The organism is Pseudomonas sp. S2_B10 (assembly GCF_054668425.1).
In genome coordinates, this window is record NZ_CP162768.1 from 4,016,724 (window position 1) to 4,032,898 (window position 16,175).

At 60.4% G+C, this 16,175-nt stretch carries 14 protein-coding genes and 1 pseudogene; 7 read left to right on the top strand and 8 right to left on the bottom strand.

All coding sequences use genetic code 11. From position 1 onward, the window contains the following. Positions 1-6: 6 nt before the first annotated feature. Positions 7-786, bottom strand: coding sequence for an IclR family transcriptional regulator (locus tag AB4O45_RS17870; RefSeq protein WP_056782991.1), 780 nt, complete (start codon positions 784-786; stop codon positions 7-9). A 163-nt stretch (positions 787-949) separates the two neighbouring features. Between AB4O45_RS17870 and hmgA the strand changes: the two genes are divergently transcribed. The 3 genes from hmgA to maiA are packed head-to-tail and all read left to right on the top strand — an operon-like array spanning position 950 to position 4,210. Beyond that, positions 950-2,254: a homogentisate 1,2-dioxygenase gene (gene hmgA / locus AB4O45_RS17875; protein ID WP_460160384.1), complete on the top strand. Its 1,305-nt coding sequence runs from the start codon at positions 950-952 to the stop codon at positions 2,252-2,254. A gap of 3 nt (positions 2,255-2,257) precedes the next feature. Continuing rightward, positions 2,258-3,562: a fumarylacetoacetase gene (gene fahA, locus AB4O45_RS17880; RefSeq protein ID WP_056782995.1), complete on the top strand. Its 1,305-nt coding sequence runs from the start codon at positions 2,258-2,260 to the stop codon at positions 3,560-3,562. Between the two features lie 12 nt (positions 3,563-3,574). After that, entirely contained in the window at positions 3,575-4,210 is a 636-nt protein-coding gene (gene maiA, locus AB4O45_RS17885) for a maleylacetoacetate isomerase (RefSeq protein WP_252887342.1), read from the top strand. Between the two features lie 139 nt (positions 4,211-4,349). Here maiA and AB4O45_RS17890 read toward each other — a convergent pair whose 3' ends face one another. Then, a complete protein-coding gene (locus AB4O45_RS17890; protein ID WP_056782998.1) occupies positions 4,350-5,153 on the bottom strand; it encodes a SirB1 family protein in 804 nt (267 codons plus the stop codon). Between the two features lie 184 nt (positions 5,154-5,337). Here AB4O45_RS17890 and AB4O45_RS17895 point away from each other — a divergent pair, with 184 nt between their 5' ends. After that, complete coding sequence (locus AB4O45_RS17895) at positions 5,338-6,357, top strand: Glu/Leu/Phe/Val dehydrogenase family protein (RefSeq protein WP_041479665.1); 1,020 nt, start codon at positions 5,338-5,340, stop codon at positions 6,355-6,357. 155 nt (positions 6,358-6,512) lie between these two features. Here AB4O45_RS17895 and AB4O45_RS17900 read toward each other — a convergent pair. Then, a pseudogene (locus tag AB4O45_RS17900) lies at positions 6,513-6,767 on the bottom strand (YebG family protein); the annotation flags it as partial. A gap of 346 nt (positions 6,768-7,113) precedes the next feature. Here AB4O45_RS17900 and AB4O45_RS17905 point away from each other — a divergent pair. Then, positions 7,114-7,614 carry a phosphate-starvation-inducible protein PsiE gene (locus AB4O45_RS17905; RefSeq protein WP_039759287.1) on the top strand — a complete coding sequence of 167 codons (501 nt, stop codon included), beginning with the start codon at positions 7,114-7,116 and terminating at the stop codon, positions 7,612-7,614. Here AB4O45_RS17905 and AB4O45_RS17910 read toward each other — a convergent pair. Both AB4O45_RS17910 and AB4O45_RS17915 read right to left on the bottom strand, forming a co-directional pair. After that, positions 7,611-7,928, bottom strand: coding sequence for a DUF3509 domain-containing protein (locus tag AB4O45_RS17910; RefSeq protein WP_016771632.1), 318 nt, complete (start codon positions 7,926-7,928; stop codon positions 7,611-7,613). The two genes, AB4O45_RS17905 and AB4O45_RS17910, sit on opposite strands and share 4 nt — an antisense overlap. 263 nt (positions 7,929-8,191) lie before the next feature. Continuing rightward, on the bottom strand, positions 8,192-9,568 hold the full coding sequence (locus tag AB4O45_RS17915) for an L-serine ammonia-lyase (protein ID WP_252883201.1): 1,377 nt from the start codon (positions 9,566-9,568) through the stop codon (positions 8,192-8,194). A gap of 135 nt (positions 9,569-9,703) precedes the next feature. On the opposite strand from AB4O45_RS17915, the gene AB4O45_RS17920 reads away from it, so the two are divergent. Both AB4O45_RS17920 and AB4O45_RS17925 read left to right on the top strand, forming a co-directional pair. Further along, positions 9,704-10,651: a LysR substrate-binding domain-containing protein gene (locus AB4O45_RS17920; RefSeq protein ID WP_016771630.1), complete on the top strand. Its 948-nt coding sequence runs from the start codon at positions 9,704-9,706 to the stop codon at positions 10,649-10,651. 200 nt (positions 10,652-10,851) lie between these two features. Further along, the gene (locus AB4O45_RS17925) at positions 10,852-11,259 is read left to right on the top strand and encodes an HPF/RaiA family ribosome-associated protein (RefSeq protein ID WP_016771629.1); all 408 of its coding nucleotides are present in this window, start codon (positions 10,852-10,854) and stop codon (positions 11,257-11,259) included. Positions 11,260-12,143: 884 nt separating this feature from the next. On the opposite strand, the gene fecA is transcribed toward AB4O45_RS17925, so the two are convergent. The 3 genes from fecA to AB4O45_RS17940 all read right to left on the bottom strand — a co-directional run bounded on the left by fecA (position 12,144) and on the right by AB4O45_RS17940 (position 16,115). Continuing rightward, positions 12,144-14,477 carry a TonB-dependent Fe(3+) dicitrate receptor FecA gene (gene fecA, locus AB4O45_RS17930; RefSeq protein ID WP_460160385.1) on the bottom strand — a complete coding sequence of 778 codons (2,334 nt, stop codon included), beginning with the start codon at positions 14,475-14,477 and terminating at the stop codon, positions 12,144-12,146. A 178-nt stretch (positions 14,478-14,655) separates the two neighbouring features. Then, positions 14,656-15,588, bottom strand: coding sequence for a DUF4880 domain-containing protein (locus AB4O45_RS17935; protein ID WP_460160386.1), 933 nt, complete (start codon positions 15,586-15,588; stop codon positions 14,656-14,658). Continuing rightward, the gene (locus AB4O45_RS17940; protein ID WP_460160387.1) at positions 15,585-16,115 is read right to left on the bottom strand and encodes a sigma-70 family RNA polymerase sigma factor; all 531 of its coding nucleotides are present in this window, start codon (positions 16,113-16,115) and stop codon (positions 15,585-15,587) included. The genes AB4O45_RS17935 and AB4O45_RS17940 overlap by 4 nt, the downstream gene beginning before the upstream one ends. Positions 16,116-16,175: the final 60 nt, after the last annotated feature.

A 16,175-nucleotide genomic window follows, 5' to 3' on the forward strand; every position in this document is an offset into this window, starting at 1 on the left:
TCTGATTTATCTTTCGTAACCCATGCGCCAGCTCACGGCCCGCGTCGCAGCCAACAACCGCTGCGCCGCCGGGCCGTTTTCATCGGCGTGGAACAGCGAGGTCGGGCCGACGATGGTCAGCACCGCAGCGATCTGGCCGACCGCGTTGAACACTGGCGCAGAAAGCGCATCCACACCCGGCATCAACAAACCATGCACGTGATGCAGACCGCGTTCGCGGATCTGTTCACACAGCGCTGCATAGGCTTTTTCGTCCTTGAGGGGATGCTTCTCGACAGCGATCTCCTGCTCGCGCAATTCATCGGTTTCCCGGTGCGGCAGGTAAGCGCTGAACACCAGCCCGGTGGACGAGCTGAGCAGTGGCAGCACCGAACCCAACTGCGTCACCACCGTCACCGCGCGCACCGCCGGTTCAATGTGCACGACGGTTGCGCCCTGATTGCCCCACACCGCGAGAAAGCAGGTTTCGTTGAGTTCATCGCGCAGCTCGGACAGCGGCAGGGCGGCAACTTTCAGCACGTCCATGCTGTTGAGCGCGGCCAGGCCCACGCGCAGTGCTTCGCGACCGAGGCCGTAATGGTTGGTGGCGGTGTTCTGTTCGGCAAATCCGGAGGCTATCAACGCCTGCAAATAGCGATGCACCTTGCTTGCCGGCATCTGCACATGTTCGGCCAGACGCGACAGCGAAGTCGACGGTGACAACTCGGCCAAAGCCTTGAGGATGTCGGTGCCGACTTCGGCGGAGCGGACTTTCTGTTTGCCGTTGCTGTCGCTGGTTTTTTCCATGGGGCTGGCGGTTCCGGTTCGAATGGGCGTCTTTATAGCTTGACGCTGGATAGCGAGCAAATTACGTTATGCGTAATCAGATTACGATAATAACAACCCCGGCGTGCCGAGACCTCTGAGCCAGAGCGATGGGCCACTGCCGACTCCCTGTTCAGGAGGCTCCATGAAGCCCGATTCAACCGCGCAGGACCTGGTTTACCAGTCCGGCTTCGGCAACGAATTCAGCACTGAAGCGTTGCCCGGCGCGCTGCCCGTTGGCCAGAACTCTCCGCAGAAAGCCCCGTACGGCCTGTATACCGAGCTGTTCTCCGGCACCGCGTTCACCATGCCGCGCAGCGAAGCGCGGCGCACCTGGATGTACCGGATTCAGCCGTCGGCCAACCACCCGGCGTTCGTCAAACTGGAACGGCAACTGGCCGGCGGACCTTTGGGTGAAGTGACGCCCAATCGCCTGCGCTGGAATCCATTGGAGCTGCCGACCGAGCCAACGGATTTCATCGATGGTCTGGTCAGCATGGCGGCCAATGCTGGCGCCGAAAAACCTTCCGGCATCAGCATTTATAACTACACCGCCAACCGTTCAATGGAGCGTGTGTTCTTTAACGCCGATGGGGAAATGCTGCTGGTGCCGCAACTCGGTCGCCTGCGTATCGCCACCGAACTGGGCGTAATCGAAGTGGCGCCGCTGGAAATCGTCGTTCTGCCGCGTGGCCTGAAATTTCGCGTCGAACTGCTCGATCCACAGGCTCGCGGCTACCTCGCCGAAAACCACGGCGCGCCGCTGCGCCTGCCGGATCTGGGGCCGATCGGCAGCAACGGTCTGGCCAATCCACGGGATTTCCTCACCCCGGTCGCTGCCTACGAAAACCTGCAGCAACCGACTACTTTGGTGCAGAAATTTCTTGGCCAGTTGTGGGCCACCGAACTCAATCACTCACCGCTCAATGTGGTCGCCTGGCATGGCAACAACGTGCCGTACAAATACGACCTGCGCCGTTTCAACACCATTGGCACGGTGAGTTTCGATCATCCCGATCCTTCGATCTTCACCGTATTGACCTCGCCGACCAGCGTGCACGGTCTGGCCAACCTCGATTTCGTGATCTTCCCGCCGCGCTGGATGGTCGCCGAAAAGACCTTCCGGCCACCGTGGTTCCATCGCAACCTGATGAACGAATTCATGGGCCTGATCCAGGGCGAATACGACGCCAAGGCCGAAGGCTTCGTGCCCGGCGGCGCGTCGCTGCACAGCTGCATGAGCGCCCACGGCCCGGACGGCGAAACCTGCACCAGGGCGATCAACGCCGAGCTTGCACCTGCAAAAATCGATAACACCATGGCCTTCATGTTCGAGACCAGCCAAGTGCTTCGTCCAAGTCGTTTCGCCCTCGAATGCCCACAGTTGCAACCCAGTTACGACGCTTGCTGGGCGACGCTGCCCGCCACGTTCGACCCGACCCGGAGATAACCCATGACACAGAATTCCATCCCCCGCAGTTGGGTCGCTTCGGCCAACGGTCACAGCGATTTCCCCTTGCAGAATCTGCCGCTGGGCGTGTTCAGCCTCAAGGGTTCTGCGCCGCGCGCTGGCGTGGCGATCGGCGAGCACATCTTCGATTTGCAGGTGGCGCTTGAGGCCGGTCTGTTCGACGGTGTCGCACGCAGTGCGGTGGAAGCCATGCACGGCGGGCAGTTGAACGCGTTCTTTGAACTTGGCCGTGAGGCGCGGGTTGCCCTGCGCGAACGCCTGATCGAACTGTTCAGTGAAGGCAGCACGCTGCGCGGCAACATCGAAGCGCAAGGCGCGAAACTCTTGCCGCTGGCTGCCGATTGCCAGATGCACCTGCCGGCGCGAATCAGCGATTACACCGACTTCTACGTCGGCATCGAGCACGCGCAGAACGTCGGCAAACTGTTCCGTCCGGATAACCCGCTGCTGCCGAACTACAAGCACGTGCCGATCGGTTACCACGGTCGCGCTTCCACGGTGCGAGCGTCCGGCACCGACGTGCGCCGGCCGAAAGGCCAGACGCTGCCGGCCGGCCAGACCGAACCGGTATTCGGTCCATGCGCGCGTCTGGATTACGAACTGGAACTGGGTATCTGGATCGGCCAGGGCAATGAGATGGGCGAGCCGATTGCCATCGGTGACGCTGCCGAGCACATCGCCGGTTTCTGCCTGCTCAACGACTGGTCGGCGCGGGATATCCAGGCTTGGGAATACCAGCCACTCGGCCCCTTCCTGTCGAAGAGTTTCATCACCAGCGTCTCGCCGTGGGTGGTGACGGCTGAAGCACTGGAACCATTCCGCACGGCGCAACCGGCCCGCCCTGAAGGTGATCCGCAGCCGCTGCCGTATCTGCTCGACAAGCGCGATCAGGATGGCGGCGCCTTCGACATCGAGCTGGAAGTGCTGTTGCGTACCGAAACCATGCGCGAGCAGAACCTGCCCGCCCATCGCCTGACCCTGAGCAACACCCGCTACATGTACTGGACCGTCGCGCAAATGGTTGCGCATCACAGCGTCAACGGTTGCCAGTTGCAGGCCGGCGATCTGTTCGGTTCGGGCACTTTGTCCGGCCCGGAAAACGGCCAGTTTGGCAGCCTGCTGGAGATTACCGAGGGCGGTAAGAAACCGATCGAACTGGCTTCTGGCGAAGTGCGCAAATTCCTTGAGGACGGTGACGAAATCATCCTGCGTGCCCGCTGCGCCCGCGACGGTTTTGCCTCGATCGGCTTCGGCGAATGTCGCGGCACCGTGATCGCTGCGCGCTGACAGGAGCGGCTTATGGATCTCTATGGCTATTACCGTTCCACTTCATCGTACCGGGTGCGGATTGCGCTGGCGTTGAAGGGCCTCGATTACCAGGCGTTGCCGGTCAACCTGATCGCACCGTCGGGCGGTGAACATCGGCAACCGGCGTATCTGGCGCTCAATCCGCAGGGCCGGGTGCCAGCCTTGCGCACCGATGACGGCGCGCTGCTGATTCAATCGCCGGCGATCATCGAGTATCTGGAAGAGCGTTACCCGCAGGTGCCGTTGCTGCCGGATGATCTGCTGGCGCGCGCGCAGGTGCGCGGTGTCGCGGCGGTGATCGGCTGCGACGTGCACCCGCTGCACAACGTCAGCGTGCTCAATCGCCTGCGCCAGGCGGGGCAGAATGAGGCGCAAGTTGTGGAGTGGATCAGCCATTGGATCAGCCAAGGGCTGGCAACGGTGGAGCAGTTGATCGGCGACAGCGGTTTCTGTTTTGGCGAATGGCCGTGCGTGGCAGATGTGTATCTGATTCCGCAGTTGTATGCGGCTGAGCGGTTCAACGTCAGCCTGGAGGCATATCCGAAGATTTGCCGTGTGGCTGCCTTGGCGGCTGAACATCCGGCGTTTATCAAGGCGCATCCTGCCAATCAACCAGACACCCCGTAATTCCTGTGGGAGCGAGCCTGCTCGCGAAGACGGAGTGTCAGTGGCCTTTCATTCAGCTGACACACCGCTTTCGCGAGCAGGCTCGCTCCCACACAGGTTTGTGTGGGCCTCAAGGATGGTGGCAGCCTGCGGAAGGTAGTTAATGCACGACGGAGTTGGGCGGCAGATGGCCGAGGCGTTCGGTCAGGCGCAGGCGCTGGATCGGGTCTTCGCTGAGCAATAATGCATGCTCCAGATCGAAGCGTTCAGCGTTCGGGCAATCCAGCCGTTGATACAGACTGGCCCGGGCCATGTAATCGGAGGCCTTCGCATCGCCCAGTTCGAGCACTCGTTCTGCGTCGATCAGCGCGGCGATGTGATCGTCGTGGGTCAGGTGCAATTGGCGCAGGTTGCGTGACAGACGTTGCAGCATCTGCACCGGCGTTGCGCTCAGCAAATGTTCGGCGCTGAGCTGCATGTTCGGCCCGTATTGGCGTTGCAACAGTTCTCGGCAGTCATTGGGATACAGTCGCCGCCCGCCGCAAGGATCGAGCAAGTGGTCGGCGCCGGGTACCCGCAGCAGAAAATGTCCGGGGAAGTTGACCCCGACCAGAGGAATCTCCAACCCACGCGCCAATTCCAGTGCGATCAACGCCAATGCCAACGGCTGACCGCGTTGGGTGTGCAACACGCGATGCAGCAGCGCCGCCTGCGGGCGCAGCGGCAGGAAATCATCCTGCGCGAAACCGAGATCGACCATGCGTCGCAACAGCGGTTGCGCCAGTTCGCTGACCGGCAGCATCGGCAGCCCATAGCTGACGCGTAGTTGCAGATCCTTGAAGGTGCGCAACCATGCCTCGGGCTCGAGGGTTTTGTCGTGCTCGGCACTTATCCACAGCGCAGCTTCCAGCAGGGCCGGCGGTGAACGATGCAGGCATTCGAAAAAGCGTTGGCGCGCACTCATCAAAATCTCCCTCCAATGCCTCGTTTTAGCCCCGTCCGGGTTGTTCGTCCAGTGCCGGGCTCACTGAGCGCGAGTTATAGCGGCGCAGCATTGTCCGCTCGGCGGCTCATGCCGGTGCGCGCCAGCAATTTTCAGGGGCAAGCCTATACTGGCGTTCTACAAGAAGTGATTCGGGAGCCTGTCGATGTTCGCTCTCATGCAAAGCACTCGCCTGGAATCGCTGCACCTGAGCGTGGACCCGGCCACCGGGTTGAAGGCGGTCATTGCCATTCATAACAGCCATCTGGGGCCAGCCCTGGGCGGGTGCCGTTACCTTGCCTATCCCAACGACGAATCTGCGGTCGAGGACGCCATTCGCCTGGCGCAAAACATGAGCTACAAAGCGGCGCTCGCCGGCCTCGCGCAAGGTGGCGGGGTGGCGGTGATCGTGCGCCCGGCCCATGTCGAGAATCGCGCCGCGTTGTTCGAGGCTTTCGGACGTTGCATCGAGCAACTCGACGGCCGCTATATCACCGCCATCGACAGCGGTACTTCAGTGGCCGACATGGACTGCATTGCCCAGCAGACCCGCCACGTTACCAGCACCACTTCGGCAGGCGACCCGGCACCGCATGCGGCCATGGGCGTGTTCGCCGGCATTCGCGCCACGGCGATGGCGCGCCTGGGCAGCGACAACCTCGAAGGTCTGCGCGTTGCCATCCAGGGGCTTGGCAATGTCGGTTTTGCGCTGGCCGAGCAACTGCACGCGGCAGGCGCCGAGTTGCTCGTCAGTGACATCGACCACGGCAAGGTGCAACTGGCGATGGAGCAGCTCAATGCTCACCCGATCGCCAACGACGCATTGCTCAGCACGCCGTGCGACATTCTCGCGCCGTGCGGGTTGGGCGGGGTGCTCAACAGTCACAGCGTTTCACAGCTGCGCTGCTCGGCGGTGGCCGGTTCGGCGAACAATCAACTTTCCCATCTGGATGTGGCGGATCAACTGGAACGGCGCGGGATTCTTTATGCGCCGGATTATGTGATCAATGCCGGCGGGCTGATTTACGTTTCACTGAAACATCGCGGTGAGGAGTTGCCGACGATTACGGCGCATCTGTCGAAAATCAGTTCGCGGCTGACCGAAGTCTTCGCCCATGCTCAGGCGGAAAAACGTTCGCCGGCGCGGGTGGCGGATGAGTTGGCCGAAAAGGTTTTGTATCGCTGAAAGCAAAAGATCGCAGCCTTCGGCAGCTCCTACATTCCGAGTGCAGGAGCTGCCGAAGGCTGCGATCTTTCTAATTACTTCGGCGCTTTCGCTGCTTTGGCTGGCTTCGCCGGCGCCTCATCAGGTTCTGCCGCTTCAGCTTTTTCGACAGGCTCGGCCGGCGCATTGATCAGCTCCGACAGCGCATCGGGCTGGCTCTTGAACGCTCTGGCGAACACATCGCGATTCTTCGCCATGTAGATCCCGGCTTCTTCCACTTGCTGTTCAGTCAGGGACGGAACGGCTTTTTGCAGCACATCGGCCAGATATTCGGCCAGTTCGAGCATTTTGTCATGACGATCAGCTTCGGCTTTATCCATGAACAAGCGCTCCAGATCTCGGCTGCTGCGGTATACCACTTCGACGGCCATTCACCACCTCACATGCCTTCACATTAAGTTGTCTTGACGACTACTGTATCCATATACAGCGAAAAGGATAAGCGAATCCCTGCGCCATGGGTAGTGGCTTTTCAATGTAGACCGGATTTGGCGTTTGTCAGTGAGCCGTGTCGCTGCTGTTCGCGAGCAGGCTCGCTCCCACGGGGATTGTGCAAAGCCGCGAGCCTGCGACCAAACGCCACGGCGCGGGATTTGCGGCGGATCGCCATGATGCGTGGCCCTGAACCTGCATGAAAACCGTTGCTACAAGGCGCGCGCGCAAAACCGTCACGTGCGATACGCATCATCCGCCCGAAACGGGCTAAGGAAACTCATCGTGAAAATAAATTGGGCCGAGAAACTGCGGCGTAACGTGCATCAGCTGGCCGAGTCCCTGGGCAACCTGTTCGTCGAAACCTTTCACTATCTGGCGCTGTTCGCCATCGGTGCGGTGACAGCGTGGGCGGCGGTGATGGAGTTTCTCGGGATGCTCGAAGTCGGGCACATCAAGATCGATGACATTCTGTTGCTGTTCATCTATCTGGAACTGGGCGCGATGGTCGGGATTTATTTCAAGACCAACCACATGCCGGTGCGCTTCCTGATCTACGTGGCGATCACTGCACTGACGCGCCTGCTGATCTCCAACGTCTCGCACCACAACCCGCCGGACATGGGCATTATCTACCTGTGCGGCGGCATTCTGCTGCTGGCGTTTGCGATCCTGGTGGTGCGTTACGCTTCGTCGCAATTCCCCTCAGTGAAGATCGAGAACCCGCAGCGCAAGCTCGGCACGGGCTCCAGCGAACATCCTGAAGTGGAGAAGGGCGAGCTTTAAAGGCCCGCCGCCTGACCCGGCTGGCCTTTGACCCGTGGCGGTGGCGGGGTAAGCCCGGCACCGCTGGTCATGGCTTCGAGGATCGACATGGCGCTGTGACCCTGTTCGATGGCGATGCCGAACTGGATGCTTTGCACCAGCCTCTTCAAGCGTTCCGGATCATTGCGCTGTTCGGCGCTGATCATGCGTTTGGCCACGATGCGACCGGCGTTGGACAGGGTCAGCATGATGCTGCCGTCCAGGCCCTGGATGCTCAGATTGATCTGATAGTCCGGCGCGAATGCATCGGTAATGATTTGAAATGGGTTGTCCATGATGCGTCACCGCCTGATTGAACGTGCAGTTGTTGACCGGCCATGATCTGATTTGGTTCGCAACACCAGACCACTGGCATCTCGTTCGCTGAGGTTTGCAATGTCCGTTTGCCTCATGGGTGATGTAGCAAGGCGCATGCCGGAAAAATTGTCGAACAATAAACACGGCGAAAAAAACGGCGAGCCTCGGGGCTCGCCGTTTTTTGTGGCGCGTTTTCAGGGCAGGAATGAGCGGATGATCGCTGACAGTGCAGTCAGGCCGATCAGCACTCCACCCAGTTCACCGCCAGCCCGCCCCGCGAGGTTTCCTTGTACTTGTCGTGCATGTCGGCGCCGGTGTCGCGCATGGTGCGGATCACCCGGTCGAGGGAAATAAAGTGATTGCCGTCGCCGCGCAGGGCCATTTGCGTGGCGTTGATCGCCTTCACCGCCGCGATGGCATTACGCTCGATGCACGGCACTTGCACCAGGCCACCGACCGGATCGCAGGTCAGGCCGAGGTTGTGTTCCAGGCCGATTTCGGCAGCGTTCTCCAGTTGCTCCGGTGTCGCGCCGAGGACGTCGGCGAGGCCGGCGGCGGCCATTGCGCAAGCCGAACCGACTTCGCCCTGACAGCCGACCTCGGCACCGGAGATGGAGGCGTTTTTCTTGCACAAAATGCCGACGGCGGCTGCACCGAGAAAGAACGCAACGACGTCATCGTCAGACGCATCCGGATTGAATTTCATGTAGTAGTGCAGAACGGCCGGAATGATCCCGGCGGCGCCATTGGTCGGCGCGGTGACCATGCGCCCGCCGGCGGCATTTTCTTCGTTGACGGCAAGGGCGAACAGGTTGACCCATTCCATTGCCGACAGGGTCGAGCTGATCACATTCGGTTTGCCGATTTCCAACAGGCTGCGATGCAGTTTCGCCGCGCGGCGCGGTACTTTCAGACCGCCGGGCAGGATGCCTTCGTGGCGCAAACCTTGTTCGACGCACTCGCGCATCACTGACCAGATGTGCAGCAGGCCTTGGCGAATCTCGGCATCGCTGCGCCAGGCGCGCTCGTTGGCCATCATCAGTTCGGACACGCGCAGATTGTGCTTTTTGCACAAAGCGAGCAGTTCGGCGGCGCTGGAAAAATCGTAGGGCAACACCACGTCGCTGGCTGGCGCCACGCCAGACTCGGCTTCAGCCGCTTCGACGATGAAGCCGCCGCCCACCGAGTAATGGGTTTGCGCGAACAGCTCGGCGCTTTCGCCAAATGCGCTCAGCGACATGGCGTTGGGGTGGTAGGGCAGGCTCTCGTCGAGCAGCAGCAGATCGCTCTGCCAGTCAAACGCAATCGAGCGTTGACCGGCGAGGGACAATTGCCCGGTTTCGCGCAGTTGCTGAATGCGTGGATCGATGGTCGAAGGATCGATGCTGTCCGGCCACTCGCCCATCAGGCCCATGACCGTCGCGCGATCGGTGGCGTGGCCAACGCCGGTCGCAGACAGCGAGCCGTACAGACGGATTTCCACCCGTCGCACGTCATTGAGCAGATGCTGGTCGATCAGGGCCTGGGCAAAGGTCGCCGCTGCACGCATCGGACCGACGGTATGGGAACTGGACGGGCCGATGCCCACTTTGAATAGATCGAAAACACTGATAGCCATGCTAAACCCTTACAAGCAATGGAGTAGGAATCGCTGCCATTTTTTGTCGGACAAGCGCAATGTCGGCGATACTGCCTGCCTCGGTTCGAGGTGACCAACGAAACCTCCTAAGACAGCCTTTAGCAGGACTAAACAATGAGTCGTCAATTGCATGCCCAGACCTATGTCTGGCTGCAGGTGTTTGCCTGTGCCGCGCGGCACCTGTCGTTCACCCGTTGTGCCGAAGAGCTGCACATCACCCCGGGCGCGGTCAGCCAGCAGATCCGCCAATTGGAAGAGCGCCTGGGCTTTCGCCTGTTTCATCGGCGAGCGCGGGGTGTTGAGTTGAGTGCACAGGGGCAGCGGCTGGCGATTACCGTCAATGAAGCCTATGGCAGCATCGATGCGGAATTGCGCCGGCTGGACGCCGGGATGATCAGCGGGACTCTGCGGTTGCGTTCGATCCCGTCGTTTCTCGGCAAGTGGCTGACCCCGCGCCTGCCGCGCTTGCAGCAACGCTTTCCGGACATCCAGTTGCGCCTGGTGGCCGAGGACAGCAGCGTGCCCTTGCATGAGGGCGATTTCGATCTGGCGATCGACCTCAACGATGGCAGCTACCCCGGATTGTTATCTACAGCCTTGCTCGACGAGCAGATATTTCCGGTGTGCGCGCCGAGCCTGCTGCGCGGGCGACCGCCGTTGCACGGGCCGGCGGATCTGGTGCATTTCCCGCTGCTGCACGACATCACCGCTTGGCGTGGCAGTTACGAATACGCGGAATGGGAGTTCTATTTGAATGCGATCGGCTTCGAAGGCGCCGATGTGCGGCGCGGCCACACGTTCAATCGCAATCACCTGACCATCGAAGCGGCGATTGCCGGTATGGGCGTGGCGATTGCCCGGCGCACGTTGCTCAACGATGAGCTGGAGCGCGGCACTTTGATCGTGCCGTTCGGCTTGTCGGTGCCCAACCATAAACGCTACGTGCTGTTGTATGCACCGGGGGCGTTGAGCCATCCGGGCGTGCGCGCTGTGCATGACTGGCTGGTGGAAGAGGCGGGGATTTTTCGCAGTCTGCACCCGCTGAATGAGCAACAGATGTGAGCAGATTTTTCTGCGGTGCGGGTCGACCCAACTCCCGACATTAACAGCGCCCAGCTCGGTTGTCCGGCTTTTTTTGCGAATGAATATTTTTCTTTTTTCAGGGGTTGAAATGTTCGTCGCTCGGGCCGATTGTTGTAACCAGGAGGTCAGGAAATTCAACTCAAGGCCTCCAGCGAGCTAGCTGAAATAAGGGATGAACTATGCAAATCCAAGTCAACAGCGATAACCATATTCAAAGCAGTAAGCGACTGGAGGAGTGGGTACGTACAACTATTGAGAGCACGCTCGACCGTTATGAAGAAGACCTGACCCGTGTCGAAGTCCACCTGAGCGACGAGAACGGCGAGAAACCAGGTCCCCATGACTTGCGCTGCCAACTGGAAGCGCGGCCAAAAGGCCACCAACCTATTTCCGTGACCCATAAAGCCGATTCGCTGGAACAGGCGATCGACGGTGCTGCCGAGAAACTCGAGCACAAACTGGATCATCTGTTCGGCAAACTGCGAGGTAAACCACGCGCCGCTGTAGTGCCATTTACCGGCAAAGCCAACGACAAGCTGTTGGCGGAAGAATTTGACGAGAACGAACAGGCAGCGATCAACAGTTGATGCGCTGATTTCACAAGTAACCAAAGGAGAACGGGCCTGCTGATGCAGGCCCGTTTTTTGTTTGTGGTGTTGGTGATTGCTCGCAGGGTTTAAAACCGTAGCCCCTCACCCCAGCCCTCTCCCGAGGGAGAGGGAGCCGATTCCGGTTGTTTTCAGGTCCAGCGTTCGGCTCGATATTGCAGGCGAGCGTAAATCGTAAATACACCTCGGTCAGTCCCTCACCCTCTGGGAGAGGGGGCCGATCCCGGTTGTTTTCAAGTCCAGCGTTCGGCTCGATATTGCAGGCGAGCGTAAATCGTAAATACACCTCGGTCAGTCCCTCACCCTCTGGGAGAGGGGGCCGATCCCGGTTGTTTTCAAGTCCAGCGTTCGGCTCGATATTGCAGGCGAGCGTAAATCGTAAATACACCTCGGTCAGTCCCTCACCCTCTGGGAGAGGGGGCCGATTCCGGTTGTTTTCAAGTCCAGCGTTCGGCTCGATATTGCAGGCGAGCGCAAATCGTAAATACACCTCGGTCAGTCCCTCACCCTCTGGGAGAGGGGGCCGATTCCGGTTGTTTTCAAGTCCAGCGTTCGGCTCGATATTGCAGGCGAGCGTAAGCGTAAATACACCTCGGTCAGTCCCTCACCCTCTGGGAGAGGGGGCCGATTCCGGTTGTTTTCAAGTCCAGCGTTCGGCTCGATATTGCAGGCGAGCGTAAGCGTAAATACACCTCGGTCAGTCCCTCACCCTCTGGGAGAGGGGGCCGATCCCGGTTGTTTTCAAGTCCAGCGTTCGGCTCGATATTGCAGGCGAGCGTAAATCGTAAATACACCTCGGTCAGTTCCCTCTCCCTTTGGGAGAGGGTTAGGGTGAGGGGCTTTTGATCTTCGATGGGGTGGGGTCAGAACGCCACCGACGTCTGCACGTAAAGCGTCCGCGGCTCTCCCACGTACTTGCCCTTGTTGTTGTCATCGAACGAGCGTGTGAAGTACTGCGTGTTGAAGATGTTCTTCACGCCCACCGCCACATTCAAATCCGACAGTTGCGGTCCGAAGTCATACCCGGCGCGGCTGCTGAACAGCATGTAACCGGGGATCTTGCCAGTGCTGCCATCGGCACTTTCCTTCGAGGTGTTGGCGTTGTCGGCGAACTGGTCGCTCTGGAAGCTGCTGTCCAGATTCAGCTTCCATGGCCCTTCGGTATAACCGACGCCAATCGTGCCTTTGTGCTTGGATGAAAAAGGCACGCGGTTGCCTTTGTTCGGCCCGTCTTCGCGAATGGTCGCATCGACATAGGCATAACTGGCGTAGACATCGAAACCGGCCAGCGCCGGGCTCAAGTCGTCGAGCGCGTAATTGACGCTGGTCTCGATGCCCTGATGGCGGGTTTCGCCGCGAGCGATCACCGAGTCGTTGGTCTGGTTGCTTTCGTACTGGTTGTCGAAGTTGATCAGGAACGTACCGATTTCAGCGCGCAGGGCACCGTTGTCATAGCGCGTGCCGAGTTCCCAGGTGCGGGCCTTTTCCGGTTTCACCTCGCCGCTGCTCACGCGATTGGGCATCTGGCTGTATTGCACGCTGCCGAACGAGCCTTCGGTGTTGGCATACAGATTCCAGCTGTCGGTGAGGTGATAGAGCACGTTCAGCGCCGGCAGCGCGGTGTTGTAGTCGCCCTTGTATTTGACGTTGGTCAGGTTGTTGGTCTGCTGCGACTCGATCATCTCGTAGCGCACGCCCGGGGTGATGGTCCATTTGCCGATGTCGATGCGGTCATCGACGAAGAACGCATTGGCTTCGGTACCACCGCGAGTGTCGCGGTCGTTGCGGCTGCTGGTGGTCGGGTATTCGTTGGCGCTGATCGGCGTGCGATAGCGCAGTTCGTGGCCGGCCTCATTGATGTAGCGGTAGCCGACGCCGACTTCGTGGCTGCTCGGACCGAGGTCGAAGCCTTGGGCGAAACGGGTTTCCAGACCACGCACCCAATACTCGCGAGGCGACAGCGAAAGAAACGTGCCCTGATCCAGATAACCGCTGCGCAGGGTTTTGGTGAAGAAGGTGTTGGCGGTGAACTCGCGGCGATCTTGCTGATAGCGATAGCCGAAGTTGAACATCGTGCGGCGCCCCCAGAACTGGTCTTTCGGTCGCGTCGACTGATACGGATCGGCATCGTAATCGGCGACATTGAGACCGCCGGGCATGTCGGCCTTGCCCTCGTAATACTGGGCCATGGCGTTGAAGCTGTTGGCGTCGTCGAGCTGGTACTTGCCCTTGAGGATCAGGTCGTCGATCTCGGTATCGCTGTGTTCACGCCAGTCACCACCACGGGTGCCGGAGTACAGCAAGGCGCCACCGAGGCCGTTGGCGTTGGTGCCGCCGGCCAGCAGATTGGCGCTGGTCTTGAAACCGTCGTGGCTCGACGATGGGCTGGTTTCAGTCTGCAAACCTCCCTTGACCGTTGGCTCGTCGGGAATCGCCCGGGTGACGAAGTTGACCACGCCGCCGACGTTCTGCGGGCCGTAACGTACCGCACCGCCGCCACGCACCACGTCCACGGCATCCATGTTGCCCATGCTGATCGGCGCGAACGAAAGCTGCGGCTGACCATACGGCGCGAACGGCACCGGGATGCCGTCCATCAATACTGTCGAGCGTGCGGCCAGGCGCGGATTCAAACCGCGAATGCCGAAGTTCAGTGCCATGTCGTGGCTGCCGGTGCCGTTGTTCTCCGGCGCATTCACACCGGGGATGCGGTTGAGCACGTCGCGGGCCTGGGTCGCGCCCTGGCGTTCGAACTCTTCGCGGCGGATCACATCACGCGCGCCGGGGTGTTCGAAGACATTGATCTGCGCCGCATCGCCGAGCCAGTCGCCGACTACGGTCGAGGTGCCCAGCTCCAGCGCCGCGTCAGCCAGCGGTTGCAGGCTGAAGGCGTTATTACCCTCGGCGCGGGCTTGCAGGCCGGTGCCTTCGAGCAAGGCATCGAGGCCTTGTTGCGCGGTGTAATTGCCTTCCAGACCACGGCTTTGCACGCCGCTGGTGACTTGCGAACCGAAGGAAATCAGCACGCCTGCTTCACGGCCAAACTGGTTCAGCGCGGTTTCCAGCGACGCCGGGGCGATGTGATAAACCTTGGCTTCGGCGCCCAGCGCAGCGGGCAGGGCGGTGAAACTCAGGCTAGCGCCGAGCAGAAGATTGCGCAGGCTGCGGGCCAGTGGCGTAAGGCGGGTGGGCTGCATGTGGATGATCCTGAGAAGGTGGAATCAAGGGGGCTTTCCTTCTCTGTCACGCCAGATCTGAAAAACGGCTCATTTATTTTTTCAGAATCAAAAGATCGCAGCCTTCGGCAGCTCCTACAGAAAAAATGCATTCCAAATGTAGGAGCCGCCGAAGGCTGCGATCTTTTGATCTTGCTTTCTAAACCCGAGCTTCGACGCTCACCCAATAACGGGTAAAGCGCTTCACTTGCACCGGCAGACTGATCTGCAGCAGGTCGAGAATCCGCTCGCTGTCATCCAGCGGATACGTCCCGGAAATCAGCAGATCGGCAACCTGACTGTCGCACCGCAGCTGCCCGCGCCGGTAGCGGCCAAGCTCTTCGAGGAAATCGCCGAGGCGCATATGGGCGGCGACCAGCATGCCGTCGCTCCAGGCGCCGCTGTTGGCGTCCAGCGGTTTGGGGGCGCTGACCGAGCTGGCAGTAAAACTCAACTGCCGCGCGATCGGCAGCAGCAGGGGCGCGCGCTGGCTGGCGATGAGTTCGACTCGTCCTTCAAACAGCGCGATATGCGTGTGATCAACAAACTGCCGCACATTGAGGCGCGCACCTTGGCTTTTCAGCACGCCGTGTGCCGTACGTATCTCGAACGGATTCGCAGCGCTCAACAGCATTTCGCCCTCGAGCAGACGAATCAACCGCTGCGCACCATCAACATCAACCGAGCTGGCGGTATTGAGCTGCAACGAATCGGCACCGCCCAAGGCAATCTTGCGTCGCTGGCCGACCGGCGTGCGGTAATCGGCGAGCAGCGACGGCAACGGAGTGTGCTCGCGCATGCCCCAGGTCGCCGCTGAGCCTGCACCGAGAATCAGCAGCATTTTCAGCGCCTGACGACGGCTGCCAGACTTCGGTCCGTTCAACGCGGCGTGGGCCAACGGCGACGACACGCCGCGCAAGCGCTGGTTGACCCGTTGCATGTGTTCCCACGCCCGGCGGTGTTCGCTGTGTGCATCCAGCCATTGTTGCCAGGCCTGTTGCTGGCGCGGGGTCAGCGTGCCCTGCTGCATTTCCAGCAGCCAGTGCACCGCCTGTTCGGCGACCTGCGCGGAAAATTCCGGCACACGATTCATAAAGCGAAATAGCAGCGCATGGCCGCTTTGTTCAAATGGCGTTTGACCGTGGCCACCGAAATACCCAGTTCTGCGGCGATCTGTGGATAAGTCAGACCATCGACCTGCGCGAGCAGAAAGGCGCGTTTGACCTGGCGCGGCAAGCCGTCGAGCAGCTCATCGAGTTCGATCAACGTCTGCAGGATGATCGCTTTGTGCTCTTCTGACGGCACGACCATTTCAGGCATCTGCGCCAGCGTCTCGAGGTAGGCGCGTTCCACATCCTGGCGTCGGTAATGATTGAACAGCACGCGCTTGGCCAGCGTGGCGAGAAAGGCGCGCGGCTCGATGATCACTGGTGGCTCGCGGGCGGTCAGCACTTTGATGAACGTGTCCTGGGCCAGATCCGCAGCGCTGTCGGGGCAGCCGAGCTTGCGCCGCAACCAGCCAGTGAGCCAGCTGTGATGAGCATGGTAGAGCGATTCGACGGGATGGGCGGGCGGCAACGAAATGACTCCGGACGCAAAACTTGCGTAGAGAACGTGCATTAGAGAACAAGAACGGTTCGCATTGTAGAGGCTGGCGACAGTGTCCGGCAATCAGATGCT

Excerpts from the sequence above, each read along its gene's own strand:
- AB4O45_RS17935 (WP_460160386.1), bottom strand. The coding sequence starts at position 15,588 with ATGAATCGTGTGCCGGAATTTTCCGCGCAGGTCGCCGAACAGGCGGTG.
- AB4O45_RS17890 (WP_056782998.1), bottom strand. The coding sequence starts at position 5,153 with ATGAGTGCGCGCCAACGCTTTTTCGAATGCCTGCATCGTTCACCGCCG.
- hmgA (WP_460160384.1), top strand. The coding sequence starts at position 950 with ATGAAGCCCGATTCAACCGCGCAGGACCTGGTTTACCAGTCCGGCTTC.
- AB4O45_RS17940 (WP_460160387.1), bottom strand. The coding sequence starts at position 16,115 with ATGCACGTTCTCTACGCAAGTTTTGCGTCCGGAGTCATTTCGTTGCCG.
- fahA (WP_056782995.1), top strand. The coding sequence starts at position 2,258 with ATGACACAGAATTCCATCCCCCGCAGTTGGGTCGCTTCGGCCAACGGT.
- AB4O45_RS17910 (WP_016771632.1), bottom strand. The coding sequence starts at position 7,928 with ATGGACAACCCATTTCAAATCATTACCGATGCATTCGCGCCGGACTAT.
- AB4O45_RS17925 (WP_016771629.1), top strand. The coding sequence starts at position 10,852 with ATGCAAATCCAAGTCAACAGCGATAACCATATTCAAAGCAGTAAGCGA.
- AB4O45_RS17920 (WP_016771630.1), top strand. The coding sequence starts at position 9,704 with ATGAGTCGTCAATTGCATGCCCAGACCTATGTCTGGCTGCAGGTGTTT.
- AB4O45_RS17915 (WP_252883201.1), bottom strand. The coding sequence starts at position 9,568 with ATGGCTATCAGTGTTTTCGATCTATTCAAAGTGGGCATCGGCCCGTCC.
- maiA (WP_252887342.1), top strand. The coding sequence starts at position 3,575 with ATGGATCTCTATGGCTATTACCGTTCCACTTCATCGTACCGGGTGCGG.
- AB4O45_RS17870 (WP_056782991.1), bottom strand. The coding sequence starts at position 786 with ATGGAAAAAACCAGCGACAGCAACGGCAAACAGAAAGTCCGCTCCGCC.
- AB4O45_RS17895 (WP_041479665.1), top strand. The coding sequence starts at position 5,338 with ATGTTCGCTCTCATGCAAAGCACTCGCCTGGAATCGCTGCACCTGAGC.
- fecA (WP_460160385.1), bottom strand. The coding sequence starts at position 14,477 with ATGCAGCCCACCCGCCTTACGCCACTGGCCCGCAGCCTGCGCAATCTT.